This is a genomic window from Streptomyces sp. NPDC048411 (assembly GCF_040704695.1).
In the GTDB taxonomy this organism is placed as follows: Bacteria; Actinomycetota; Actinomycetes; order Streptomycetales; family Streptomycetaceae; genus Streptomyces.
In genome coordinates, this window is sequence record NZ_JBEZKL010000046.1 from 1 (window position 1) to 22,726 (window position 22,726).

The following is a 22,726-nucleotide window of genomic DNA, read 5'->3' on the forward strand; positions in this document are numbered from 1 at the left end:
GTCGTCCGCGCGAAGCGCGGGCGCAGCGGTGGTCGGTGCGTGCGATCGGCGTGCGGTGTCGCAGGTCATGTGGCGGAGCCACCTGTCCTGCGGCGTCGTGCGGCGAGCGTGCGTGCCGGGCGTCGGGGCGCAGGCGGGGAACTCAGAACAGGCCCTGAGGGACACCCCTCAGGCGCCGACCGCCTCTGCCGCGGCGCGACCCGCCACCCGCCCGGAGAAGATGCAGCCGCCGAGGAACGTCCCTTCGAGCGAGCGGTAGCCGTGCACCCCTCCGCCGCCGAATCCGGCCGCCTCCCCGGCCGCGTACACACCGGCGAGCGGCGTGCCGTCCTCGGTCAGCACCCGCGACGAGAGGTCCGTCTCGAGTCCGCCGAGCGACTTGCGGGTGAGGATGTTCAGCCGCACGGCAATCAGCGGGCCGGCCTTCGGGTCGAGGATGCGGTGCGGTGCCGCCGTACGGATCAGCCTGTCGCCCAGATAGGCGCGGGCCCCGCGGACCGCCGTGATCTGGAGATCCTTGGTGAACGGGTTGGCGATCTCGCGGTCCCGGGCGGTGATCTCGCGGCGCAGCGCGTCCGCGTCGATCAGCTGCTCGCCGGTGAGCGCGTTCATGCCGCGGACCAGTGCGTCGAGGTCCTTCTCGACGACGAAGTCCACGCCGTTGTCCATGAACGCCTTGACCGGGCCCGGCACGTCGGCGCGCGCCCGGCCGATCACGTCACGGACCGACTTCCCGGTCAGGTCGGGGTTCTGCTCGGAGCCGGAGAGCGCGAACTCCTTCCCGATGATCTTCTGGTCGAGAACGAACCAGGTGTATTCGTGACCGGACTTCATGATGTGTTCGAGGGTGCCGAGCGTGTCGAAGCCAGGGAAGAGCGGGACCGGCAGCCGCTTGCCGCGGGCGTCCAGCCAGAGCGAGGAGGGGCCCGGCAGGATCCGGATGCCGTGCTTGGCCCAGATCGGGTTCCAGTTCTCGATGCCCTCGGTGTAGTGCCACATCCGGTCGCGGTTGATGTGGTGGGCGCCCGCCTCCTCGGTGATCCCGAGCATCAGCCCGTCGACATGGGCGGGCACCCCGGAGAGCATCTTCGCGGGCGGGGTGCCGAGCCGCTCGGGCCACTGGGCGCGGACGAGGTCATGGTTGCCGCCGATGCCGCCGGAGGTGACGATCACCGCCTGTGCCTTCAGCTCGAAGGTGCCGGTCACCTCGCGGCTGCTCGCCGTGCCGCGCCCGACGCCGCTCGGTTCGAGGACTTCGCCGGTCACGGTGTCGACAGCGCCCGCGGTGCGGCCGAGACCGGTGACCCGGTGGCGGAACCTCAGCCGGACAAGCCCCTTGGTGACGCCCTCGCGGACCCGGCGTTCGAACGGAGCGACGACGCCGGGGCCGGTGCCCCAGGTGATGTGGAAACGGGGTACCGAGTTGCCGTGGCCGGTCGCGCCGTAACCGCCGCGTTCGGCCCAGCCGACGACGGGGAAGATCCGCAGCCCCTGGGCGTGCAGCCAGGACCGCTTCTCCCCGGCCGCGAAATCGACGTACGCCTCGGCCCACTTCTGCGGCCAGTGGTCCTCCTTGCGGTCGAACCCCGCCGCGCCGAGCCAGTCCTGAAGGGCCAACTCCTGGCTGTCCTTGATCCGCATGCGGCGCTGCTCGGGCGAGTCGACGAGGAAGAGACCGCCGAAAGACCAGTGCGCCTGACCGCCGAGCGACTGCTCGGGCTCCTGGTCGAGCAGGATCACCGTGCGGCCCGCGTCGGCGAGCTCGGCGGTGGCCACGAGACCCGCGAGCCCTGCCCCGATCACGATCACATCAGCGTCGTACGCCATGGGTTCCATCCTTGTCAGGGCGGGCCGGAGCAAGCCGGAAGTTACTCGTGCGTCAGATCTTGGGCACCGGCCGGTGCGGCGTCAACCGCCCGGTCGGCGGCGCTCCGGCCGCACCCCTGCCACCGAGGCGCTATCGTCGAAACAAATCACCCTCCCCTGGCCGGACTTGAGGAAGGGAAGTGTGTCGGTGCTGGTCCTCGTGCTCGCGGTGAGCGCTGCCTGCTGTCTGGGATTCGGCTTTGTCCTGCAGCAGGCCGCTGCCGAGCACGCCCCGAGGAGCGACTTCCTCTCCCCCCGGCTGCTGCTCGACCTGATGCGGGTGCCGAGCTGGCTGGCCGGGATCGGGCTGATGGTCTGCGGTATGGCGCTGGGGGCGCTGGCCCTGGGCAAGGGCGAGGTGTCCGTCGTCGAGCCGCTGCTGGCGACCAATCTGCTCTTCGCGATGGCTCTGTCGCGCCATCGCACCGGGCAGCGGCTGGGCCGGCAGGGCTGGGCGGGGCTCTGGCTGCTGGCCGGCGGGGTCACCGCTTTCCTGCTGGGAGGCCGGCCGCAGGGTGGCGAGGTGGTCACGAACGAGCTGCGGCACTGGCTGGTGATCGGTGTGGTCGTGGGCATAGCCATGGTGTTGACCACGTTCGCGAAGCGCTCGCAACACGGAGCTGCCCCCGCTCTGCTCGCGGTGGCGGCCGGGCTGCTGTACGGCCTCCAGGACGCGCTGACCCGGGTGAGCGGACAGCGACTGTCGGACGCGGGGTGGACGGCACTGGTGACGGGCTGGCAGCCGTACGCGGTGGTGGTGCTGGGCGTGACGGGTCTGATCCTGGTGCAGAGCGCCTTCGAGACGGGGCCGCTGCGGACGTCGCTGCCCGCGCTGACCGCCGCCCAGCCGCTGGCCGGGATCGCCTGCGGGGTCGGGTTCCTCGGCGACCAGCTGCGCACCGACGCGGCCGCGCTGGCCTGGCAGGCGACGGGTCTGACGGCGATCGTCGTCGGGATCATGCTGCTGGGGCTGCATCCGGCGATGCCGGAGGGGCGCGGCCACCATCAGCGCAGGCGCAGCCTCCAGCCGTACTGACGGGCGGCCGGGCGTCCGGCTGCCCGTCTTTCGGCGGTGGTCGCCGTGCCCGGTTACGGCGCGTCCAAGTGGAGCGGCCGCGGCCTCACGAAGGTCGGCGCGGTGGAGTCGGGCGCGGCGAAGGTACGGGTGAACTCCGTCCACCCGGGCACGGTCCACACGCCGATGACCGCGTCGGTCGGCATCCAGCAGGGCGAGGGCAACCACCCGAACACCCCGATGGGCCGGATCGGCGAGCCGTCCGAGATCGCCCAGCCCGTGACCTTCCTGCTGTCGGACGCCGCCTCCCGCATCACCGGCGCCGAGGTCGCCGTGGACGGCGGCTGGACCATCGGTCCGACCGTGAAGTACGTCATCGGTCAGTGATCCCCGGCCGGGTCCGGGACTCCGGCCTGAGGTTGGATGGACGGCATGACTGCTGCTGACGAGATCCTGGACATCGTCGACGAGAACGACGAGGTCGTGGGGCAGGCCCCGCGCGGTGAGGCGACCGCGCGGGGCCTGCGCCATCGCTGCGTCTTCATCGAGGCCCGGGACGCCGAGGGCCGTCTCTTCGTGCACCGCAGGACCGCGACCAAGCTGGTCTTTCCCTCGCACTACGACATGTTCGTCGGCGGGGTGGTCGGCGCGGGCGAGTCGTACGACGAGGCGGCGCTGCGGGAGGCCGAGGAGGAGCTCGGGGTCTCCGGACTCCCCCGCCCCGAACCGCTCTTCAAGTTCCTCTACACGGGCGGAAAGCACACCTGGTGGTCGTACGTCTACCAGGTGCGGTGCGAGCTTCCGGTGAACCCGCAGGTGGAGGAGGTCGCCTGGCACACCTTCCTCACCGATGGCGAACTGGCGGAGCGGCTCGGCGACGGGGAGTGGGTGCCGGACGGTCTGGAGACGTACCGCCGGCTGCGGGAGTACCGGGCAGGCCACGCTCCGACGGGCAGCAGGCGACAAAGTGATCGATAAGGTTCGGGCGTGAAAGAGTTCGTACAAGGGGTGAAGCTGTGGTTTGCGCCGCAGCGGATCCGTGAAGAGGGCGACACCCCCGACTACCGCTTCTCGCTCGCCAACGAACGCACCTTCCTCGCCTGGATCCGGACGGCTCTAGCGCTCATCGGCGGCGGTTTCGCCGTGGACCAGTTCCTGCCGGAACTGGCCTGGGGGCTCAGGGCGGGGCTGGCGCTCGCCCTGCTCGCCGCCGGTGTGTTCTCGTCCCTGCGGGCGGTCAACCACTGGGTGCTGTGCGAGCGGGCGATGCGGCGCGGCGAGGACCTGCCGGTCTCCCGGTTCCCGACGCTGCTCAGTGTCGCTGTCGCCGTCGTCGCCGTCGCGATGGTGGTGGTGGTCCTCTTCGGCTGGGAGGGCCGGTGACCGCCGGGGAGCGGGACCCCGGACTGCAGCCCGAGCGGACCCGGCTGGCGTGGCGGCGCACCACCCTGTCCTGCACGGTGGTGGCACTGCTGGCGGGCAGGGCGGCGCTGCACGGGGGTGCGACCCCGGCCAGGATCGTGGCCGTGTCGCTGAGCGCGCTGGCCTGGCTTGCGTTTCTGCGGGTGGCGCACCGGCGGGTGCTCGGGGTGGGGACCGCGCGGCCGCAGCCACTGGCACCGCGCGACGCCCTGACGGCGGCTGCGTGCACGATCGCGCTCGCGGTGTTCGCCGCGGCGGTGATCTTCTGAGGGGTGCGCCGGTCAGTCGTCCCAGTGGACGGTGACGACGATCTTTCCGCGGGTGCGTCCCTCCTCGGTGGGCCGCTGGGCGTCGGCGGCCTGCTCCAGCGAAAAGACGGCCTCCAGTCCGGACTGGAGGTGGCCCTCCCTTGCCTTCCGGTCGACCGGGTCGACGGCAGCGGCCCGCGCCTGATCGCCTTCATCATCCGACCATCCGGGCTGCTCGGGCGGCCCGCAACGCAGACGGTGGCCCCTTCGAGGAAGGGGTGGCAATGAGGATCGGGGTCAGCCGGACTTCGTCGATCACCAGCGCAGCATTCATACGTGAACCCCATTCACCGATACGACTGACACCAGGGTTCCGAGCCAATCGGCACGGAGTCCACGCACCGGATTCCGGGAGTTCACTGGACGACATACCGACTGGTCGGCATCATGAGCATCGACGTCTTTTCACCCCGGAGGTGCGCACGATGAGCCCAGTCCATCCGCCAGGTCTCGACCTGGACCGGCTCCGCGGACATCTCCACCGCGAGCGGCCGGGTCTGGTGAACGGACCGCTCGAGGCCCGGCTCGTCGAGGGCGGCCGCTCCAACCTGACGTACGTCGTCACGGACGGCACGGGCCACTGGGTCGTCCGCCGGCCTCCGCTCGGCCATGTCCTCGCCACCGCGCACGACATGAAGCGTGAACACCGGGTCATCAGCGCGCTGCACCCGACGGCCGTGCCTGTGCCCGAGCCGCTGCTGCTCTGCGAGGACGACTCCGTCATCGGATCACCCTTCTACGTCATGGAGTACGTCGAGGGGACCCCGTACCGCACCGCCGAGCAGCTCGCCCCGCTCGGTGCCGAGCGCACCCGCGAAGTCGTCCTGGGCCTGGTCGACACGCTGGTGGAACTGCACGCCGTGGACCCGGAGTCGGTGGGGCTCGGCGACTTCGGGCGCCCCGAGGGGTTCCTCGACCGGCAGCTGCGCCGCTGGGGCAAGCAGCTGGACGCCTCCCGCAACCGCGAACTGCTCGGTATCGACGAGCTGCATGCCGCGCTCGGGCGCGAACTGCCCGTCTCCCCCGCACCCACCGTCATCCACGGCGACTACCGCCTGGACAACGTACTGATCGGCTCCGACGACCGGATCAAGGCCGTCCTCGACTGGGAGATGTCGACGCTCGGCGACCCGCTGACCGACCTCGGTCTGCTGGTCATGTACAGCTGCAATCTGGGTCTGCCCACGTCCCCGGTCTCGACCACCAGCGGAGCGGCCGGCCACCCCACGCCCACCGAACTCATCGAACGCTACGCGGCCCGCTCCGGCCGGGACACCTCCGCCGTCTCCTGGTACACGGCGTTCGCGTGGTTCAAGCTCGCCGTGATCCTGGAGGGCATCCACTACCGCTACACCCTCGGTCAGACCGTCGGCGCCGGCTTCGACCGCATCGGCGATCTCGTCCCCGTCTTCATCGCGCACGGCCTCACGACCCTCCAGGAAGGCTGATCACCCCCATGGACTTCGCATTCGACGCCCGTACGGAAGAGCTGCGCACCAAGCTGCTCACCTTCATGGACGAGCACGTGCACCCGGCCGAGACGATCGCGCACGAGCAGCGGGCACTGCTCGCCTCCCCGTGGGACACCCCGCAGATCGTCGAGGACCTCAAGGCCGAGGCGCGCAGGCAGGGTCTGTGGAACCTCTTCCTGCCCGACACGGAGCACGGTGCCGGGCTGACCAACCTCCAGTACGCACCGCTCGCCGAAATCACCGGCCGTTCCCCGCAGTTGGCGCCGACCGCGCTCAACTGCGCGGCGCCGGACACGGGCAACATGGAGGTGCTCCTCCAGTTCGCCACGGACGAGCAGAAGAAGCAGTGGCTGGAGCCGCTGCTCGCCGGGGAGATCCGGTCGGCGTTCGCCATGACGGAGCCCGAGGTGGCCTCGTCGGACGCGACCAACATCGAGACCCGGATCGTGCGCGATGGCGACAACTACGTCATCAACGGCCGCAAGTGGTACATCTCCGGGGCGATGAACCCGAACTGCCGGATCTTCATCGTGATGGGCAAGACCGCGACTGCCGATGGCCCCGACGGCGCCGACATCCGCCGCCAGCAGTCGATGATCCTCGTCCCGCGCGACACGCCCGGGCTCGAAGTGCGGCGCGCCATGCAGGTGTACGGGTACGAGGACCATGACCACGGCGGTCACGCGGAGGTCGTGTTCACCGATGTGCGGGTGCCCGCGACGAACCTGATCGGCGAAGAGGGAGGCGGCTTCGGCATCGCGCAGGCGCGCCTGGGGCCCGGCCGGATCCACCACTGCATGCGGCTGATCGGAATGGCCGAGCGGGCCATCGAGCTGATGTGCAAGCGGGCGGTGTCCCGTACGGCCTTCGGCAAGCCGCTCGCGCAGCAGGGCGTCGTGCAGAACTGGATCGCGGACGCGCGGGTCACGGTGGAACAGCTGCGGCTGCTGGTGCTGAAGACGGCATGGCTGATGGACACGGTGGGCAACCGGGGGGCGCACACGGAGATCCAGGCCATCAAGATCGCCACTCCCCGCGCGGTGGTCGACATCCTCGACCACGCGGTGCAGTTGCACGGCGCGGGCGGCGTGAGCCAGGACTTCCCGCTGGCGGAACTGTGGGCAGGGGCGCGGACGCTGAGGCTGGCTGACGGGCCGGACGAGGTGCATCAGCGGTCGCTGGCGCGGCGCGAGATCAAGCGGTACGTGTAACGGCCTCCCCCGCGGCAGGGAGTGGGCTCCCGACGCCCTGCGACCCCGCCGGCCGCGTTGTCGTCAGTCACCGACGCTCCGCGTCGACTCCCTCCTCCGCCTTGCCATCGAAGCCGCACGATGCCGCTCGCTGATCCACTCCCTACCGCGGGGGAGGCCGTAAGACCGACCGGCACATGGGGGGCGGCACGGGCCGCAGCCGCGCCACGCCCTCAGAAGCCGGACGGGCTGAGCATCTGCCCGTCCGGCCCGTGGATGGTGTCGGACCGCACTCGGGAACGCGGAGCCGGCCGGGCGGATGCCGCTCCCCCGCCTCTGATCCGGCGTCAGGGGCGCAGCGCGCGCAGCAGCAGATCCGCCAAGTGGTCCGCGACCTCCTGCTGGCTCAGCGGACCGTCCGGGCGGTACCACGTCGACAGGTGGTGCACCGATCCGAAGTGGTAGTCCACCACCAGATCCGCCGGCGTCGCGGTGGAGAACACCCCGCTCCGCTGCCCCTCCTCCACCAGCGCCCGGAACCGCTCGTGGTAGCGGCGCCGCTCCATCCGTACCTGCTTGTTCTTCTCCGGGCTCAGATGGTGCATCGAGCGGAAGAAGATCGCCGCGTCGTCGAGGTTCTCGATCGTCGTGACGACCACGTCAGCCGCCGCGTCCCGCAGCCGCTGCTCGACCGGCGCCTCCGCGTCCGCGAACGCGTCGAGGCGTTCCTGCTGGAGTCGCAGCACCCGGGAGTAGACCTCCTGGAGGAGATCCTCCTTGGAGCCGAAATAGTGGTAGAGGGCGCCCTTCGTGACGCCTGCCGCCTCGACGATCTCCTGGACCGACGTCCGGTCGTAGCCCTGCTCGGCGAAGAGCCGGGTGGCGGCGGCCAGCAGCCGCTGAGGGACGGGGGCGTCGTTCCCGTCCGTCGTTCTGGTCATGGCCGTCACCTGCCTTTCCGTAGTGAAGTCGTACACGTTCTCCTGCTGGGAACGCAGTTCCCGCCTGAGGATCTTCCCACTTGCCGTCTTGGGAAGTCCGGCCAGGATCCAGTGCCGCTCCCGGCAAGCTCTGCCCCGCCGCGGCAAACATTGCCGGTCACGGCACCGGACGTCGCGCGGGTACGTGTACGCGTCGGGGCGCCGACGACGGCCGCCTCCCGGACCGCCGGGTGGGTGTGCAGGGCGTCTTCCGCCTCGCGCGGCCACACCTCGAGACCGGAGGCGTTGATCACCCGGTGAGTGCGTCGGTGCCGTTCTCGGTCATGTGCCGGTCTCCTCCCACTTCTGCTGGAGGTGGTTCATATTGCTGAGCCAGTGGTCGGTGTTCTTGGTGCGGGCCCGGTAGTACCCGGCGACCTCGGGATGCGGCAGGACGAGAAAGCGGTCCTCGGCCATGGCGTCGAAGAGGGCGTCGGCGACATCCTCCGGCTCGATGGCGCTGGGGGCGAGGACCAGCTCGCCGGCCGAACCGGCGGCGGTGAGCATGTCCGTACGTACACCCTGCGGGCAGATCGCATGAACCTTGATGCCCCGGTGGCGGTAGGTCAGCGAGAGCCATTCGGCGAAGGCGACGGCGCCGTGCTTGGTGACGCTGTACGGCGCGGCGCCGATCATCGTCAGCAGTCCGGCGGCGGACGCGGTGGTGACGAACCGGCCGCTGCCGCGCTCCAGCCAGTCCGGGAGCAGCGCCCTGGCCGCGCGGACATGGGCCATCACATTGACGTCCCAGGCCGCGGCCCAGACCTCCTCGTCGGCGAAGACGTCACCGGGCGAGGCGAGACCGGCGTTGGCGCAGTAGATGTCGACGGTGCCGTCCAGCGAGTCCCGGGCGGCGTCCACGATCTGCGAGGCGTCTCCGGCGACGGCGGCGCCGCCGATCTCCTCCGCGAGCGTCTTGATGCGGCTCTCGTCGAGGTCGTTGACGACGACCCTGGCGCCTTCCGCGGCGAATCTGCGGGCCAGAGCGGCACCGATGCCGCCCCCGGCCCCCGTGACCACTACGCCCGCGCCCTGCACCGTACTCATCGGGTTCCGCCTCTCTCAGCCGACTGCCCCAGCAGACTAACCAGTCGGTATGCCCTCGAGGAAGGGCCCGGCCGGCAACTTGTCGGCACTCCTGTCACACCGCTCTCGTCCGCCTCGTTCCATGCGGCCCCATGCGCGCGCTAGCGTGCGTGACCATGACAGTCGGAGCGATCATGGAGGTAGCCGAATGAGCCTGTCCAGACGTGGTTTGCTTGCCGCCGGTGGTGCAGTGGGAGCCCTCGCGGCGACGGCTTCCGGAACCGGGAACGCGGCCGCGGGCCCCCTCCCCGGCACGGGGCAGGGCTCCGGACGCAATCGGGTCCGTACCGGCTTCGACCGGCTGGCGGCGGACGGCTATGCGCTGTTGAAGGGACAGAAGGTCGGGATCGTCACCAACCCGACCGGAATCACGTCCGACGTGCGCCACATCGTCGATGTGATGCACCCGGACGAGCGTGTGAACCTGGTCGCGGTCTTCGGCCCCGAGCACGGCTTCCGCGGCACGGCGCAGGCGGGCGGCTCGGAGGGGCGGTACGACGACCCGGCGACCGGGCTCCCCGTCTACGACACGTACCTGAAGAGCGGAAAGCCGCTCGCCGACATCTTCACCGCGTCCGGCGTGGACACCGTCGTCTTCGACATCCAGGACGCGGGCGCCCGCTTCTACACGTACATCTGGACGCTCTACGACTGCATGGAGGCGGCGGCGCTCGCGGGCAAGCGGTTCGTCGTCCTGGACCGGCCGAACCCGGTGACGGGGCGGGCCGCGCTGGGGCCGGTCCTCGACCCGGCGTTCTCGACCTTCGTGGGGCGCCGGGAGATCGCGCAGGCCCACGGCATGACGGTCACCGAGCTGGCGCTGCTCTTCAACGCGGAGTTCCTGGCCGCGCGGCCGGTCGAACTGGACATCGTGAAGATGTCGGGATGGCGGCGCGCGGACTTCTTCGACGGCACCGGTCTGCCGTGGGTGCCGCCGAGCCCCAACATGCCGACGCCCGACACGGCGCTGGTGTACTCGGGCACCTGTCTGTTCGAGGGTACGAACCTGTCCGAGGGCCGGGGAACGACCCGGCCGTTCGAACTCCTCGGCGCGGAGGGGATCGACCACCGGTGGGCGGCGGCCGCGAACGCCCTCGACCTGCCCGGAGTCGCTTTCCGTGAGGCGTACTTCGCCCCGACGTTCTCCAAGTTCCAGGGGAAGACGGTCGGCGGGGTACAGCTGCATGTCCAGGACCGGGAGATGTTCGATCCGGTGCGCACGGGGATCGCGCTGCTGGTGACGGCGAAGCGGACGTGGAGCGGGTTCGCCTGGCGCCCGGACAACTGGATCGACAAGCTCACCGGCAATACGCGGGTCCGCACGATGATCGATGCGGGGGCGAACACGGATGAGGTGGTCGGGGCGTGGGAGGCGGATCTTGCCGCGTTCCGGGCGGTACGGAAGAAGTACCTGCAGTACCGGTGAGGTGAGCAGGGCGGGCCCGTTAAGGGCGTGTTTCGCCAGACGCCGCCTGGCAGGCGGGACTTTCGAAACACGCCCTATTTTCGGGCCCGCCCGGTGAACCAGTCCCGTCCTCGAACGCCGGACGGGCTGGAATGTGTGCCCTACCGGTGGGCCGGGAACTCCACCACCTGCTGGTACGTCGGGCGGTTCTACCAGTGGATCGCCTTCTGGCTGATCCCGCCCAGTGCACGGTGGTCGGGAAGGGCGGTGCCGCGCGCCCTGGCCGGCTTGCCGGCGTACGGGAACGAGGTGCCGTCGTGAATCGTCAGCACAGCCTCGGGGTCGTTGCGCTGCCGGAACGATTCCCAGACCTTGGTGCCTTCGGCGACCCCGTACTTCTGCTGGGCGGACAGCAGCGAGAGCGCCGCCTGCACCTCGCCGCCACCACCGCCACCGAACTGTCCGCCGACGACCGAGGCAATGGAGATCAGGTCGGTCAGCTTGAACGGCTGTATCTCGCCGATGTTGGTGATGGCGTCAATCTTTCCGGTGAGCACGTACTCACCGGGGAAGCAGCGGCCCTTCTTGGACTTCTCGCGGTAGGCGTTGATGCCGTCGACGTACGCCTGGGCATCGGCCATCGCCTGCTCGCCCCGTCGGCAAGATGAACAACGGTCACCTTTTCGGAATCGTCACATGACGCCGCGTCACCGTCGCGTCCGAGTACCGTCCGACGTGGGGCGCCTCAGCCGATGGACACGAATCGCCTTTCGATGGAGCCGAAACGGGCCGTCGTACGTCCATACCTTGACGCCGAAGTACGAGCGACGGAGGTGGCAGTGCGATGGCCGGTTTCCGGAGTCTTGCGAGAAAGGTCCACGATCCGCGGGGTGACCTGGCGCTGCGGCGGTACTCGCTGCGCAAGTGCCTGGAGAGGTTCGCCCCCTACGGTCACCGGGCGACCTGGGACCACTTGTGCACCCGGCACACGATGGAGCCGGAGGACCGGTCCCCCGACCCCGTGCGACTGGTGCACGCACTGGAGGAACTGGAGGCGGCGCGGGCCGTCTGGCTCCGGTACGAGGCCGGGTTCGCCGAGCGCCGCAAGCGGGAGAAGCGCGAGGGGCTGCGCCGGCCGGCCGCCTTCGACGACTGGCACCGGCACATCTGGGGCGGGAACGGGGTGGCGCGCTGCGCGGATCCGGCGGTCCACCCGTCCGCGCCGCTCCCCGAGGTGCTGGGCCGGCTGGTCTCGGCCCTGGAGGCGCAGCCCGGCGCGGCGTGCCCGGTGTGCGCGGAGACCGGGATCGCCTGGCGTCAGGACCTCGACTGCGAGCCGTGGTCGGGCCCGGTCTGCACGGGCTGCGGAATCGTGGTCCCGCGGCCCGTACTGACACCGGAGGCACTGGCGAGAGCGCGGCGGTTCCAACCGAGGGACCTGGCGTCGGCGGCATGAGGGACTGTGTGGCGACGGAACGGCGGCGCGCACCCGGCCCTGCCGACGCTTCCTATGAACAGCCCGCCGAGCGGCGCTCCGGCATCAGGCGCGAACCGCTGATCGTGTCGCCGGAGATGTCGTTCGGGTTGGAGAGCACACACGTCTCCAACGACAGACAGCCGCAGCCGATGCAGTCGGTCAGATGGTCGCGCAGCCGTCCCAGCTGCTTGATCCGTTCGTCCAGTTCGGAGCGCCACGCCTCGGACAGCCGCGCCCAGTCGTCGCGGTTCGGGGTGCGCTCCTCGGGAAGTTCGGCCAGCGCGTCCCGGATCGTGGCCAGCGGTATGCCGACCCGCTGCGCCGCACGGACGAAGGCGACCCTGCGCAGCGCGTCCCTGCTGTAGCGCCGCTGGTTGCCGCTGGTGCGGCGGCTGCTGATCAGGCCCTTCGCCTCATAGAAGTGCAGGGCCGAAACGGCGGCGCCGCTGCGCGCGGAGAGCTGGCCGACCGTGAGTTCATGGAGTGTCTGCGGGATCTGGGGCACCCCTCCAACCCTACGTGCCCGCCGCCGCGCCGGTCCGTCGTTGACAGGAACGCACCCGCCCAACCATGCTGAGCAAGCGCTTAGACAGGCGACGGTTGACGACGGACGGCCGAGAGCGGGAAGGCAGGACCAGGGACATGGCAGAGCCGAGGATCTTCACGTCCGCGCAGGAGCTGCGCGACGGGGTGGGCGAGCAGCTGGGTCACAGCGAGTGGCTGGAGATCGACCAGAAGAGGATCGACCTGTTCGCCGAGGCGACCGGGGACCACCAGTGGATCCATGTCGACCCGGAGCGGGCCGCGGCCGGCCCGTTCGGCACGACGATCGCGCACGGCTATCTGACGCTCTCACTGCTCCCGGCGCTGGTCCCGCAGGTCATGCGGGTCGAGGGCATGAAGATGGGCATCAACTACGGGACCAACAAGGTCCGTTTCCCGTCCACCGTGCCGGTGGGCTCCCGGCTGCGCGCGACGGCCGCCCTCAAGGATGTCGAGGAGGCGGGCGGCGGCGTCCAGGTCACCGCCGTCGTCACGGTCGAGCGCGAGGGCGGCGAAAAGCCGGTCTGCGTCGCCGAGTCGGTGTCGCGCTACTACTTCTGAGATGCCCTGCGGCGCCATCCCCGGCGGGCGCACGAGGACAGTCGCGGCACCTCGCCGCGCTGCCGGAACGCCCGAATACACCCGGCACGAGGACGCCCCTCCGCCTTGCGATGCACCGCATCCGACGCGTCGCGCGCCGATCCACCAGGGATGACGGCAGCCCTAACGGGGGGCAGGCCGTGAGCGCTGGGCCGCGACCATGCGCAGGACGAGGTCGGCGTAGAGATCGCCGACCTCGTCCGGCGTACGGCTCCCCTGCGCGCTGAACCAGCGCGCCACGTCGATGCAGAGCGAGAGCACGGCGAGCGTGGTCCCCGGGATGTCGGGGACATCGAACTCCCCCGCCTGCACGCCCTCGCTGATGATGCGGCGGATCACCGCATCGCTCTTCCTGCGCAGGGCGACGATCTCGGTGCGGTGTTCCTCACTCAGGGCGTCGAGTTCGTACTGGACCACGCGGGCGGTGGTGTGCCGCTCGGCATGCCAGCGGACGAAGGACCGTACGGCGTCCGCGAGCCGCTCGGACGCCGTGCCGTCACTGTCGGCGGCCGTCTCCAGGAGCAGCAGGGCGCGGTCGTGACCGATCCTGCTGATCCGGTGGAGGAGCTCTTCCTTCGTCTTGTAGTGGATGTAGAGCGCGGCTGGACTCATCCCGGCGCGGCCCGCGATGTCACGGGTGGTGGTCGCGTGGTACCCGCGCTCGGCGAAGGCGTCGACGGCCGCGACGAGGAGCCGCCTGGCCGCCTCGGGCGTCACCTCGCCCCACGGCGAGCTCTCGCCGCCGGTCTCCTCCGCCGTGCTCATCGTCACCGACCCCTTCCGTTCAGCAGGACGAACACCATACCCCGAACCTGAGCAAGCGCTTAGGGGGCGGTGGGTGAGATCGTCAGAGCTTCTGGAAGGGGTCGTGCTCCGCGAGGATCTTCTCCAGCCGGGCCTGGTCGACCCGGCTGATGATCTGCCCCGCCTCCTGGCGGTCGCGGATGACCTTGGCGAGGGTGAAGCAGGACGTGACGAGGTACAGGACGCCGATGGCGAGGAAGCCCCGCACCCAGACGTTCGCGTCGAGGAAGTAGATGCCCAGGGTCACCGCGCCCATCGCCACCCCGAAAGATGCGACGGCCTGACCGTAGAAGGCCGCGGTGCTCTGCTGCTTGACCGATGTCGTCTCATTCATGGGGACAGCTTCGGCCGCCGTAGCGCCCGCCACATCCGTCCGCGTACTCAGTCCGGTACCCAGTCGCCCGTTCGAGCGGGACGGCCCAGAAGGCGGAGACCACCGCCGGCGCACGGCTCCTCGCTGAGCCCCAGGCCCATCCTTCGGCACTCCCACTTTTAATTAGCATCGCTAGTTTTTTTGCTCGCAGGCCCTACTATGTGCGGCATGGCCCGACCGCGCAAGCCCCTCCTCAGCCGCGACCGCATCGTCGAGGCGGCGGGCGCCCTGGTGGACTCCGAGGGACTCGAAGCCGTTTCCACCCGTCGGCTCGCGGCCGAACTCGGAGTCAGCGGGCCCTCTCTCTACAACCACTTCCGCAACAAGGACGAGATCCTGGACGCGGTCGCGGACTCCGTCTCCGCGCAGGTCGACCTGTCGATGTTCGACGAGGACGACGGCCGCGACTGGCGCGCCGCCCTGCACGACTGGGCGGTCTCCTATCGTGCGGCGCTCGCCGCGCACCCGCACATCGTCCCGGTGCTGGCCCAGGGCCCCGGCCGACGTCCGGCCGGGCTGCGGGTCGCCGACGCGGCCTTCGGCGGCATGGTCCGCGCGGGCTGGCCGCCCGCCCAGGCCACGTACATCGGCGCACTGATGCGGTACTTCGTCACGGGCTCGGCACTGGGCTCGTTCGCACGCGGTTTCGTGGACGACGAGGCGGCGTACGACCCCGCCGACTACCCGCACCTCGGCCAGGCCCATCTGCTGGCCGACCGCCGCCAGAAGGTCGACGAGGGCGCGTTCGAGACCGGACTGCGGGCGATCCTCGACGGTCTCGCCCTGCAGTACGAGCAGCGGACGCCCGCGGCCACGGTTCGGCGCACGCCGAAGCGTTCCTGACCCATGCTGGGTACATGGCACCCCACGACCCGGCCGCGCCCCACCTCGCCGCCCTGGCCGCGCTCCTCGCCGACGAGACCCGCGCCTCGTTCTGTCTGGCCCTGCTCGACGGGCGCGCCTGGACCGCGGGTGAACTGGCGCGGTACGCCTCGGTCGCGCCGTCGACCGCCAGCGAACACCTGGGGAAGCTCGTCGTCGGCGGGCTCCTGACCGAGGAGCGGCAGGGCCGCCACCGCTATCTGCGGCTCGCCGACGAACGCACCGCCCACCTCGTCGAGGACCTCGCCGCCCAGGCCGCGCCCCGCGACGAGAAACGACCGCGAACCCTGCGGGCGGCGAGCACCAGCAGCGCGCTGGCCCGTGGACGCACCTGCTACGACCATCTCGCCGGCCGGATCGGCATCGCCATCGCGGACGCGATGACCGTACGGGGACTCCTGTGGCAGGACACCGGCTTCGCACTCACCGACGCGGGCCTGGGCTGGTTCGGGGAGCTGGGTATCGGGCTGGACACCGGGACCCGGCGTCCGCTCGTACGCGGCTGCCTGGACTGGACGGAGCGCCGGCCGCACCTGGCGGGGACCGCGGGCGCCGCACTGTGCAGGCACGCCCTGGACACCGGGTGGTGCGTACGGATCGGCTCCGGGCGGGCCGTGAAGGCGACCGCGGACGGGGAGCGGGCTCTGCGCGAACTCCTCGGGATCGAGCCGGAAACAATTCGGTGAGGACCGAACCGTTCCCCGCCTACAGTCGGCCCATGACGACGACACCCATACCGGCCTCCTCGGCGACGGCCACCCTGCCCGCAAGCCGTGACTGGCGGGCGATTACCGCGGCGTGCACGAGCGTGGTCCTGTGGGCCTCCGCCTTTGTCTCCATCCGCAGCGCGGGCGACGCGTACTCCCCCGGGGCACTCGCCCTCGGCAGGCTGCTCGCAGGCTCACTGATGCTCGGCGCGATCCTTCTCGTACGCCGCGAGGGGCTGCCGTCCAGGGGTGCCTGGCCGGGCATCCTCGCGTCCGGACTGCTCTGGTTCGGGCTCTACATGGTGGTGCTCAACTGGGGCGAGCAGCAGGTCGACGCGGGCACGGCCGCCATGATCGTGAACATCGGCCCGATCCTGATCGCGCTGCTCGGCGCCCGGCTGCTCGGCGAGGGGCTGCCTCGCACGCTGGTGATGGGCATGGCCGTGTCGTTCGCCGGTGCCGTCGTGGTCGGTCTCTCCATGTCGGGGCACGGGGGTTCATCGGTGCTCGGGGTGGCGCTCTGCCTGCTGGCGGCGGTGGCGTACGCAGCCGGGGTGGTCACCCAGAAGCCCGCGCTGCGGCACGGCTCGGCCCTGCAGATCACCACATACAGCTGTCTGATCGGTACGGTCGCCTGTCTGCCGTTCTCCGGTGTGCTGGTCTCCGAGGCGGCCGACGCACCGCTCTCCGCGACCCTGAACATGGTCTACCTGGGCATCTTCCCGACCGCCCTCGCCTTCACCACCTGGGCCTACGCCCTCGCGCGCACCACCGCCGGAAAGATGGGCGCCACCACCTACGCGGTGCCCGCACTGGTGGTGCTGATGTCATGGCTGCTGCTGGACGAGGTGCCCGCGCCGCTCACCGTCGGCGGCGGCCTGCTCTGTCTGGCCGGGGTGGCGGTCTCCCGCATGCGTCCGCAGACTGGACGGACGCGGAAGAGTCCGGCACAGCCGGTGGAGGGACGCCGAGATGACGCGGAGCGCCAGGAAACCGACCGGCCCCGGGAAGAAGCAGTCGGGCAGGGCTGACGTGAAGCAGGCCGCCCTCGCCCGGGCGGCCCGCCACGGCGGGCCCGGCTGGAGGCGATCCGGCATGTGCTGCACCGCTTCGACTACCGGGACAAGAACGCGGACCTGGTCGGTGAGCCGGACCCGCTGATCGTGGGCCCTGCCTCCCGGCTCCTCGAGGAGGGCGAGAGGGAAGCCCGCCTCCTCACGACGAGCCGGTCGCAGGCCGAGCCCACGCCGGAGGCGCCGGCCTGAGGGCTGTCCCGTAACCTCCTCCCGGCGACGGGCGGTCCGGTACCCCACACGACCGGAGTGATCGTGCGGGGTACCGGACCGCCCAGGCCGGACCAGGCACCCGAGGACGTGAGGGAACCCGCCCACCCGCAACGGACCGGCCCCCTGGACGCGTGCCGCCGAGTGGGACGCGAAAGCAGGAACCCAGTGCATCCAACACCGTTCGGGATGCGCCCAGTACACAGCAGTGGATCCAGGACTCACTCATGCGCACTGGTGAGGAACGGTGTTCAGAACTGGAGGGACTTGGTCTGGAGGTACTCGCCGAGGCCGTGCGAACCGAGCTCACGGCCGACGCCGGACTGCTTGTAGCCGCCGAACGGCGCGAGCGGGTTGAACCGGCCGCCGTTGATGTCGACCTGCCCGGTGTCCATCCGGCGGGCGAAGGCGACGGCCTCCGCGTCGTCGGCGGCCCAGACTGCGCCCGCGAGCCCGTACACCGTGCCGTTGGCGATCCGGAGTGCGTCGTCCTCGTCCTCGTACTTCAGGATCGAGATGACCGGGCCGAAGATCTCCTCCTGGGCGATGGTCATCTCCGGGGTGACATCGGCGAACACAGTGGGGCTGACGTAGTACCCCGTCGCAAGCGGTGCCTCCGGGCCGCCGGCGACGACGCGGGCGCCCTCCTCGATGCCCTTCTCGATGTAACCGCGCACCCGGGTCTGCTGCTTCGCGTTGACGAGGGGACCGACCCGCTCCCCCGGCACGTACTTGGCGACGGCCGCGGCGGCGAGGGCGACGGCCTCCTCGTACCGCTCGCCGTCGACGAGCATCCGGGTCCAGGCGCTGCATGTCTGGCCGGAGTTGGACATCACGTTGGCGACGCCGACGTTGACGGCCTTGGCAAGATCGGCGGACGGCAGGATGACGTTGGCGGACTTGCCGCCGAGCTCCAGCGCGACCCGCTTGACCGCTCCACCCGCGGTGGCGCCGATCTGCTTGCCCACGGCGGTGGAGCCGGTGAAGGAGACCAGGTCGACGTCCTCGTGCGCGGCGAGGGCCTGTCCGGCGACCGGACCGAGACCGGTCACCAGGTTGAAGACACCGGCGGGCAGGCCGGCCTCTTCGCTGGCCTCGGCGAAGAGCTGCGCGGTCAGCGGGGTGTCCTCGGCGGGCTTGAGGACGATGGTGCAGCCAGCGGCGAGTGCGGGAGCCACCTTGGCAACGATCTGGTGCAGCGGGTAGTTCCACGGGGTGATCGCCCCGACGACACCGACGGGCTCCAGCAGCACGGTGGAGTTGCCGTGCTGCTCCTCGAAGGCGTACGAGGCGGCCAGTTCGGCGTAGGACCCGGCGACCAGGATTGGCACGCCCGCGTGCACCATCTGCGACAGCTGGAGGGGCGCGCCCAGTTCCGCGGTGACCGTGGCCGCGATCTCGTCCTGCCGGGCCACCAGGACGTCGCGCAGGGCGGCGATCCGTGCGGCACGCTCGGCCGGCGGGGTGGCGGCCCAGCCGGGGAACGCGGCGCGGGCGGCCCGTACCGCGGCGTCGACGTCCTCGGCCGTGCCCGCCGGGACATGGGCGATGACCTGCTCGTCCGCCGGGTTCACGACCGCGATCGTGTCCGCGCCCGCTGCGGGGCGCCACTCCCCGCCGATGTACATACCGTCGTGGGCCTTCATGGCATTTCCTCCCGGGCAGGGGTACGGGCGATGTCGTCCGCACCACAAACTAGCGGCGTGCGACCGACCGGCACATGGGGGGGTGGGAGAAGGAGCGTGGCTGGGTGCGTGCAGCTGCAAGGCGGAGGAAGGAGTCGACGCGGAGCGTCGGTGGCCGACGACGACGCCGCAAGCGCAGTCGCATGACGCCGGGAGCCCATTCCCTGTGGCGGGGAAGGCCGTCAGTGGGTGTCCGGCGGATCAGGGCCGGACACCCACTCGTCACGCGGTTCAGTAATTCGCCAGTAACGGCCTCCTCCTAGCGTCCCGGATCAGCCCGCCCCTCCCGTACTTCCCCCTGGCAGCAGGAGCGCGGCGGGCTCCCCCGTACCAGCCATGGAGGAGCACTCCGATGCATCTGCCCCGATCCCCGCGGCGCAGAACCGCCGCGTGGGCTGCGGCCGCAGGCCAGGATCGACCGGGGCGCCGTGCTGCGCCGGATGGCCCGCTACCAGGAGGCGGCGACGGTGCTGCGCGAGGCGCTGGACGACATGGTCCGCCGCGGTGACGCGGACGGCCAGGTGCTGGCCGCGGCCCGGCTGACCGAGGTGCTGGTGAAGTGTCGCGGCACAGCAGAGGGCGAGGAGCTGCTGCGGACGTATCCGCCCGGTCCGCACACCCCGCCGCTGACCACGGCGACCCACCACCTGGCGGCGGCGGTCCTGCGGTTCGTGACCGGCCGGTACGAGTCCGCGCACGCAGCGGCCCGGACCGCGCAGGACGCCGCGGACGCGATACCGGGCAGCGAGCGGCGGGGCCTGCTGGCCCGCTCCCTCGGGATGCAGGCGACGTCGCTCAGCCTCGCGGGCCGCCTCGCGCAGGCCCGCCCGGCGGCCCACGAGGCGCTGCCGCACGCCGAGGCGTACGGCGACCACGGTCTGCTGGTCACGATTCTCTCCGTACTGCGTGAGCACGCCAGCAGGTCGGGCCGGCTCGCCGAGGCGATCGCCTTCGGGGAACGGGCGCTGCGGCTCGCCGAGCACACGGGCGATCCGACGGCTGTCGCCTTCGAGCGGTCGAACCTGTCCGAACACCATTTGCTGCTTCGGGAGTTCACCGAGTCCAGGGAACACGCGGAGGCCGCGGTACGGGAGACGGACGGCGATCCCACCCCGTATGCCCTGGCCGCGCTCGCCCGGGTCCTGATCAGGACGGGTGAGCCGGGCGCGGCGGAGCTGCTGGCCCGCGCCGGGGAGGTGGCCGACGCACAGGGCGACCGGCAGGCGGTGCACGACGTGCGGACCGTGCAGGCCGAATTCCTGGTGCGCGGGGACCGGCCGCAGGAGGCCCTGGCGCTGCCGACCGAGGGAAGCAGCCCCCGCTCGGCCGCCCTGCTGGCGTGGGCGGAGCTGCTGTCCGGGCAACCCGAGCGTGCGGTGCGGCGGGCGTCGGCGGAGACCGTGCGCGCCGAGCAGGACGGGGAACGGCTGTCGTTGACCGAGGCGCGTACGGTGCATGCGGCGGCGCTCGCGACGCCGGGCCGGGCACGGGAGGCGGACGAGGAGTTCGACCGGGCGGCGGAGCTTGCGGCCGAACTCCCTTATCCACCCGGCGCGTTCACAGTGGAGCAGGCCCGCAAGACGGACTGGACCACCCGTTCCGGAATCCCCGGCTGACCTGCCCACACCAGCGACCTGTACGGTCAGCCCAGACCAGCGGGCGCGGTGCCGGGGCGCTCGAACTGGGTGCGGTACAGCTCCTCGTACCGGCCGCCGGCCGCCAGCAGCTCCTGGTGGGTACCGCGTTCCACGATCCGGCCGTCCTCCACGACGAGGATGAGGTCCGCCGCCCGTACGGTCGAGAGCCGGTGGGCGATCACCACCGCGGTGCGTCCTTCGAGCGCCTCCACGAGGGCTTCCTGGACGGCCGCTTCGGAGGTGTTGTCCAGGTGGGCGGTGGCCTCGTCGAGGATGACGACGCGCTGGCGGGCCAGCAGCAGCCGGGCGATGGTCAGCCGCTGGCGTTCGCCGCCGGAGAGGCGGTAGCCGCGTTCACCGACGACGGTGTCGAGTCCGTCGGGCAGCGAGGCGACCAGTCCGTCCAGCCGTGAGCGTCGCAGGGCGTCCCAGAGGTCTTCCTCGGTGGCTTCGGGGCGGGCGAGGAGAAGGTTGGCGCGGACCGACTCGTGGAAGAGGTGGCCGTCCTGGGTGACCATGCCGAGGGTGTCACGGAGGGTGTCGGCCGACAGGTCGCGTACGTCGATGCCGCCGATGCGTACGGCGCCCTCGTCCGTGTCGTACAGCCGGGGCAGCAGCTGCGCGATGGTCGACTTGCCCGCGCCGGACGATCCGACGAGGGCCACCGTCTGGCCCGGTTCGGCGCGGAACGAGACCCCGCGCAGCACCTCGGCGCCGCCGCGGGTGTCCAGGGTCGCGACGTCTTCCAGCGAGGCGAGGGAGACCTTGTCGGCGGACGGGTAGCCGAAGCGCACGGCGTCGAACTCCACGGAGACCGGACCGTCCGGGACCGTCCGCGCATCGGGCTTCTCCTCGATCAGGGGCTTGAGGTCGAGGACCTCGAAGACCCGCTCGAAGCTGACGAGCGCGCTCATCACCTCGACGCGCGCCCCGGCGAGCGCGGTGAGCGGCGCGTACAGCCGGGTCAGCAGCAGGGCCAGGGCGACGACGGCACCCGCGTCCAGCTGCCCGCGCAGCGCGTAGAACCCGCCGAGCCCGTAGACCAGGGCAAGTGCCAGCGCCGATACGAGGGTGAGAGCCGTGATGAACGCGGACTGGGCCATGGCGGTACGGACACCGATGTCGCGCACTCTGCCCGCCCTGGCGGCGAATTCGGTGGACTCGTCGGCGGGCCGCCCGAAGAGCTTGATGAGCGTGGCGCCGGGTGCGGAGAAGCGCTCGGTCATCCGGGTGCCCATCGCCGCGTTGTGGGCGGCGGCCTCGCGCTGGAGCCTCGCCATCCGCGTACCCATCCGGCGGGCGGGCAGCACGAACACGGGCAGCAGCACCAGTGCGAGTGCGGTGATCTGCCAGGAGATGCTGAGCATGACGCCGAGGGTGAGCAGCAGCGTGACGACATTGCTCACGACGCCGGACAGGGTGTTGCTGAAGGCGCGCTGGGCGCCGATGACGTCGTTGTTGAGGCGGCTGACGAGCGCGCCGGTGCGGGTGCGGGTGAAGAACGCGATCGGCATGCGCTGGACGTGGTCGAAGACGGCGGTGCGCAGGTCGAGGATCAGTCCCTCGCCGAGGGTGGCCGAGAGCCAGCGGCTGACCAGCCCGAGTCCCGCCTCCGCGACGGCGATCACGGCGATGAGCACGGCCAGCCGCGTGACGGTCCCTGCCTCCTTGCCGGTCACGATCGCGTTCACGACGCGGCCGGCGAGGATCGGGGTGGCGACCGCGAGCAGTGCCGTGGCGACACTCAGCAGCAGGAACAGCACGACCCGCCGCCGGTGCGGTCGGGCGAACGCGGCGATGCGCCGCAGTGTGGCTCGGTCGAAGGGGCGTCGGTCCTGCTGCGCGTTCATGACGTTGTGCAGCTGCGTCCACGCGGTGGCTTCCATGCTCATAGAAGGAACGTACGACCTCGACCCGGCTTGAGGTCAACGTCCGCTTCAAGTCCCTGCCCGAAAGCAAGGACCTGGTCGAAGAGGTACAGGTGCGCGAGG

General features: G+C 70.9%; 23 protein-coding genes and 3 pseudogenes. 15 read left to right on the forward strand and 11 right to left on the reverse strand.

Annotated features, from left to right (window positions below; translation table 11 throughout):
* Positions 1-168 precede the first annotated feature (168 nt).
* Positions 169-1,827, reverse strand: a complete 1,659-nt coding sequence (locus AB0915_RS18190; RefSeq protein WP_366692040.1) for an FAD-binding dehydrogenase — start codon at positions 1,825-1,827, stop codon at positions 169-171.
* Between the two features lie 181 nt (positions 1,828-2,008).
* On the opposite strand from AB0915_RS18190, the gene AB0915_RS18195 reads away from it, so the two are divergent.
* The 5 genes from AB0915_RS18195 to AB0915_RS18215 are packed head-to-tail and all read left to right on the forward strand — an operon-like array spanning position 2,009 to position 4,572.
* Positions 2,009-2,902, forward strand: coding sequence for a DMT family transporter (locus AB0915_RS18195; RefSeq protein WP_366692041.1), 894 nt, complete (start codon positions 2,009-2,011; stop codon positions 2,900-2,902).
* A gap of 36 nt (positions 2,903-2,938) precedes the next feature.
* Complete coding sequence (locus AB0915_RS18200; RefSeq protein ID WP_366692042.1) at positions 2,939-3,268, forward strand: SDR family oxidoreductase; 330 nt, start codon at positions 2,939-2,941, stop codon at positions 3,266-3,268.
* Positions 3,269-3,313: 45 nt separating this feature from the next.
* Positions 3,314-3,859 carry an NUDIX domain-containing protein gene (locus AB0915_RS18205; protein ID WP_366692043.1) on the forward strand — a complete coding sequence of 182 codons (546 nt, stop codon included), beginning with the start codon at positions 3,314-3,316 and terminating at the stop codon, positions 3,857-3,859.
* 9 nt (positions 3,860-3,868) lie between these two features.
* Entirely contained in the window at positions 3,869-4,264 is a 396-nt protein-coding gene (locus AB0915_RS18210) for a DUF202 domain-containing protein (protein WP_366692044.1), read from the forward strand.
* Entirely contained in the window at positions 4,261-4,572 is a 312-nt protein-coding gene (locus AB0915_RS18215) for a DUF202 domain-containing protein (RefSeq protein WP_366692045.1), read from the forward strand. Before AB0915_RS18210 ends, AB0915_RS18215 begins: the two co-directional genes overlap by 4 nt.
* A gap of 12 nt (positions 4,573-4,584) precedes the next feature.
* On the opposite strand, the gene AB0915_RS18220 is transcribed toward AB0915_RS18215, so the two are convergent.
* Positions 4,585-4,836 (reverse strand): zinc-binding dehydrogenase, encoded by a 252-nt coding sequence (locus AB0915_RS18220; RefSeq protein ID WP_366692046.1) that lies wholly within the window; start codon positions 4,834-4,836, stop codon positions 4,585-4,587.
* 200 nt (positions 4,837-5,036) lie between these two features.
* On the opposite strand from AB0915_RS18220, the gene AB0915_RS18225 reads away from it, so the two are divergent.
* The gene (locus AB0915_RS18225) at positions 5,037-6,059 is read left to right on the forward strand and encodes a phosphotransferase family protein (RefSeq protein ID WP_366692047.1); all 1,023 of its coding nucleotides are present in this window, start codon (positions 5,037-5,039) and stop codon (positions 6,057-6,059) included.
* 8 nt (positions 6,060-6,067) lie between these two features.
* On the forward strand, positions 6,068-7,294 hold the full coding sequence (locus tag AB0915_RS18230; protein WP_366692048.1) for an acyl-CoA dehydrogenase family protein: 1,227 nt from the start codon (positions 6,068-6,070) through the stop codon (positions 7,292-7,294).
* Positions 7,295-7,620: 326 nt separating this feature from the next.
* Here the strand turns inward: AB0915_RS18230 and AB0915_RS18235 are convergent, their stop codons facing one another.
* The 3 genes and pseudogenes from AB0915_RS18235 to AB0915_RS18245 all read right to left on the reverse strand — a co-directional run bounded on the left by AB0915_RS18235 (position 7,621) and on the right by AB0915_RS18245 (position 9,300).
* Positions 7,621-8,214: a TetR/AcrR family transcriptional regulator gene (locus tag AB0915_RS18235; RefSeq protein ID WP_366692083.1), complete on the reverse strand. Its 594-nt coding sequence runs from the start codon at positions 8,212-8,214 to the stop codon at positions 7,621-7,623.
* A gap of 42 nt (positions 8,215-8,256) precedes the next feature.
* A pseudogene (locus tag AB0915_RS18240) lies at positions 8,257-8,507 on the reverse strand (long-chain fatty acid--CoA ligase); the annotation flags it as partial.
* Positions 8,508-8,535: 28 nt separating this feature from the next.
* A complete protein-coding gene (locus AB0915_RS18245) occupies positions 8,536-9,300 on the reverse strand; it encodes an SDR family oxidoreductase (RefSeq protein WP_366692049.1) in 765 nt (254 codons plus the stop codon).
* Positions 9,301-9,487: 187 nt separating this feature from the next.
* On the opposite strand from AB0915_RS18245, the gene AB0915_RS18250 reads away from it, so the two are divergent.
* The gene (locus AB0915_RS18250) at positions 9,488-10,765 is read left to right on the forward strand and encodes a DUF1343 domain-containing protein (RefSeq protein WP_366692050.1); all 1,278 of its coding nucleotides are present in this window, start codon (positions 9,488-9,490) and stop codon (positions 10,763-10,765) included.
* A gap of 233 nt (positions 10,766-10,998) precedes the next feature.
* On the opposite strand, the pseudogene AB0915_RS18255 reads toward AB0915_RS18250, so the two are convergent.
* Positions 10,999-11,400, reverse strand: a pseudogene (locus AB0915_RS18255) (penicillin acylase family protein); the annotation flags it as partial.
* Between the two features lie 188 nt (positions 11,401-11,588).
* On the opposite strand from AB0915_RS18255, the gene AB0915_RS18260 reads away from it, so the two are divergent.
* A complete protein-coding gene (locus tag AB0915_RS18260; RefSeq protein WP_366692051.1) occupies positions 11,589-12,200 on the forward strand; it encodes a hypothetical protein in 612 nt (203 codons plus the stop codon).
* 52 nt (positions 12,201-12,252) lie between these two features.
* On the opposite strand, the gene soxR is transcribed toward AB0915_RS18260, so the two are convergent.
* Positions 12,253-12,726: a redox-sensitive transcriptional activator SoxR gene (soxR, locus tag AB0915_RS18265; RefSeq protein ID WP_366692052.1), complete on the reverse strand. Its 474-nt coding sequence runs from the start codon at positions 12,724-12,726 to the stop codon at positions 12,253-12,255.
* Between the two features lie 137 nt (positions 12,727-12,863).
* Between soxR and AB0915_RS18270 the strand changes: the two genes are divergently transcribed.
* The gene (locus tag AB0915_RS18270; protein ID WP_366692053.1) at positions 12,864-13,325 is read left to right on the forward strand and encodes a MaoC family dehydratase; all 462 of its coding nucleotides are present in this window, start codon (positions 12,864-12,866) and stop codon (positions 13,323-13,325) included.
* A 162-nt stretch (positions 13,326-13,487) separates the two neighbouring features.
* Here AB0915_RS18270 and AB0915_RS18275 read toward each other — a convergent pair whose 3' ends face one another.
* Together AB0915_RS18275 and AB0915_RS18280 are read right to left on the reverse strand one after the other, a co-directional pair.
* Positions 13,488-14,129 carry a TetR/AcrR family transcriptional regulator gene (locus AB0915_RS18275; RefSeq protein ID WP_366692054.1) on the reverse strand — a complete coding sequence of 214 codons (642 nt, stop codon included), beginning with the start codon at positions 14,127-14,129 and terminating at the stop codon, positions 13,488-13,490.
* A gap of 82 nt (positions 14,130-14,211) precedes the next feature.
* Complete coding sequence (locus tag AB0915_RS18280) at positions 14,212-14,502, reverse strand: YiaA/YiaB family inner membrane protein (RefSeq protein WP_358858104.1); 291 nt, start codon at positions 14,500-14,502, stop codon at positions 14,212-14,214.
* Between the two features lie 207 nt (positions 14,503-14,709).
* Between AB0915_RS18280 and AB0915_RS18285 the strand changes: the two genes are divergently transcribed.
* The 4 genes and pseudogenes from AB0915_RS18285 to AB0915_RS18300 form a co-directional block, all read left to right on the forward strand.
* Positions 14,710-15,384: a TetR/AcrR family transcriptional regulator C-terminal domain-containing protein gene (locus tag AB0915_RS18285; protein ID WP_366692055.1), complete on the forward strand. Its 675-nt coding sequence runs from the start codon at positions 14,710-14,712 to the stop codon at positions 15,382-15,384.
* A gap of 14 nt (positions 15,385-15,398) precedes the next feature.
* Positions 15,399-16,109, forward strand: coding sequence for a winged helix-turn-helix domain-containing protein (locus AB0915_RS18290; RefSeq protein WP_366692056.1), 711 nt, complete (start codon positions 15,399-15,401; stop codon positions 16,107-16,109).
* 32 nt (positions 16,110-16,141) lie between these two features.
* The gene (locus AB0915_RS18295) at positions 16,142-17,161 is read left to right on the forward strand and encodes a DMT family transporter (protein WP_366692057.1); all 1,020 of its coding nucleotides are present in this window, start codon (positions 16,142-16,144) and stop codon (positions 17,159-17,161) included.
* Positions 17,162-17,197: 36 nt separating this feature from the next.
* Positions 17,198-17,395, forward strand: a pseudogene (locus AB0915_RS18300) (polyphosphate kinase 2); the annotation flags it as partial.
* Positions 17,396-17,664: 269 nt separating this feature from the next.
* Here the strand turns inward: AB0915_RS18300 and AB0915_RS18305 are convergent.
* Entirely contained in the window at positions 17,665-19,059 is a 1,395-nt protein-coding gene (locus AB0915_RS18305) for an aldehyde dehydrogenase family protein (RefSeq protein WP_366692058.1), read from the reverse strand.
* Positions 19,060-19,538: 479 nt separating this feature from the next.
* Between AB0915_RS18305 and AB0915_RS18310 the strand changes: the two genes are divergently transcribed.
* Positions 19,539-20,714 (forward strand): tetratricopeptide repeat protein, encoded by a 1,176-nt coding sequence (locus AB0915_RS18310; protein ID WP_366692059.1) that lies wholly within the window; start codon positions 19,539-19,541, stop codon positions 20,712-20,714.
* A gap of 26 nt (positions 20,715-20,740) precedes the next feature.
* Here the strand turns inward: AB0915_RS18310 and AB0915_RS18315 are convergent, their stop codons facing one another.
* Entirely contained in the window at positions 20,741-22,627 is a 1,887-nt protein-coding gene (locus tag AB0915_RS18315; protein ID WP_366692060.1) for an ABC transporter ATP-binding protein, read from the reverse strand.
* Positions 22,628-22,726: the final 99 nt, after the last annotated feature.

Bases quoted from the DNA above. Each gene is read 5' to 3' on its own strand.
- AB0915_RS18190 (WP_366692040.1), bottom strand. From the start codon at position 1,827: ATGGCGTACGACGCTGATGTGATCGTGATCGGGGCAGGGCTCGCGGGT.
- AB0915_RS18205 (WP_366692043.1), top strand. From the start codon at position 3,314: ATGACTGCTGCTGACGAGATCCTGGACATCGTCGACGAGAACGACGAG.
- AB0915_RS18225 (WP_366692047.1), top strand. From the start codon at position 5,037: ATGAGCCCAGTCCATCCGCCAGGTCTCGACCTGGACCGGCTCCGCGGA.
- AB0915_RS18230 (WP_366692048.1), top strand. From the start codon at position 6,068: ATGGACTTCGCATTCGACGCCCGTACGGAAGAGCTGCGCACCAAGCTG.
- AB0915_RS18235 (WP_366692083.1), bottom strand. From the start codon at position 8,214: ATGACCAGAACGACGGACGGGAACGACGCCCCCGTCCCTCAGCGGCTG.
- AB0915_RS18245 (WP_366692049.1), bottom strand. From the start codon at position 9,300: ATGAGTACGGTGCAGGGCGCGGGCGTAGTGGTCACGGGGGCCGGGGGC.
- AB0915_RS18250 (WP_366692050.1), top strand. From the start codon at position 9,488: ATGAGCCTGTCCAGACGTGGTTTGCTTGCCGCCGGTGGTGCAGTGGGA.
- AB0915_RS18260 (WP_366692051.1), top strand. From the start codon at position 11,589: ATGGCCGGTTTCCGGAGTCTTGCGAGAAAGGTCCACGATCCGCGGGGT.
- AB0915_RS18270 (WP_366692053.1), top strand. From the start codon at position 12,864: ATGGCAGAGCCGAGGATCTTCACGTCCGCGCAGGAGCTGCGCGACGGG.
- AB0915_RS18275 (WP_366692054.1), bottom strand. From the start codon at position 14,129: ATGAGCACGGCGGAGGAGACCGGCGGCGAGAGCTCGCCGTGGGGCGAG.
- AB0915_RS18280 (WP_358858104.1), bottom strand. From the start codon at position 14,502: ATGAATGAGACGACATCGGTCAAGCAGCAGAGCACCGCGGCCTTCTAC.
- AB0915_RS18285 (WP_366692055.1), top strand. From the start codon at position 14,710: ATGGCCCGACCGCGCAAGCCCCTCCTCAGCCGCGACCGCATCGTCGAG.
- AB0915_RS18290 (WP_366692056.1), top strand. From the start codon at position 15,399: ATGGCACCCCACGACCCGGCCGCGCCCCACCTCGCCGCCCTGGCCGCG.
- AB0915_RS18295 (WP_366692057.1), top strand. From the start codon at position 16,142: ATGACGACGACACCCATACCGGCCTCCTCGGCGACGGCCACCCTGCCC.
- AB0915_RS18305 (WP_366692058.1), bottom strand. From the start codon at position 19,059: ATGAAGGCCCACGACGGTATGTACATCGGCGGGGAGTGGCGCCCCGCA.
- AB0915_RS18310 (WP_366692059.1), top strand. From the start codon at position 19,539: ATGGCCCGCTACCAGGAGGCGGCGACGGTGCTGCGCGAGGCGCTGGAC.
- AB0915_RS18315 (WP_366692060.1), bottom strand. From the start codon at position 22,627: ATGAGCATGGAAGCCACCGCGTGGACGCAGCTGCACAACGTCATGAAC.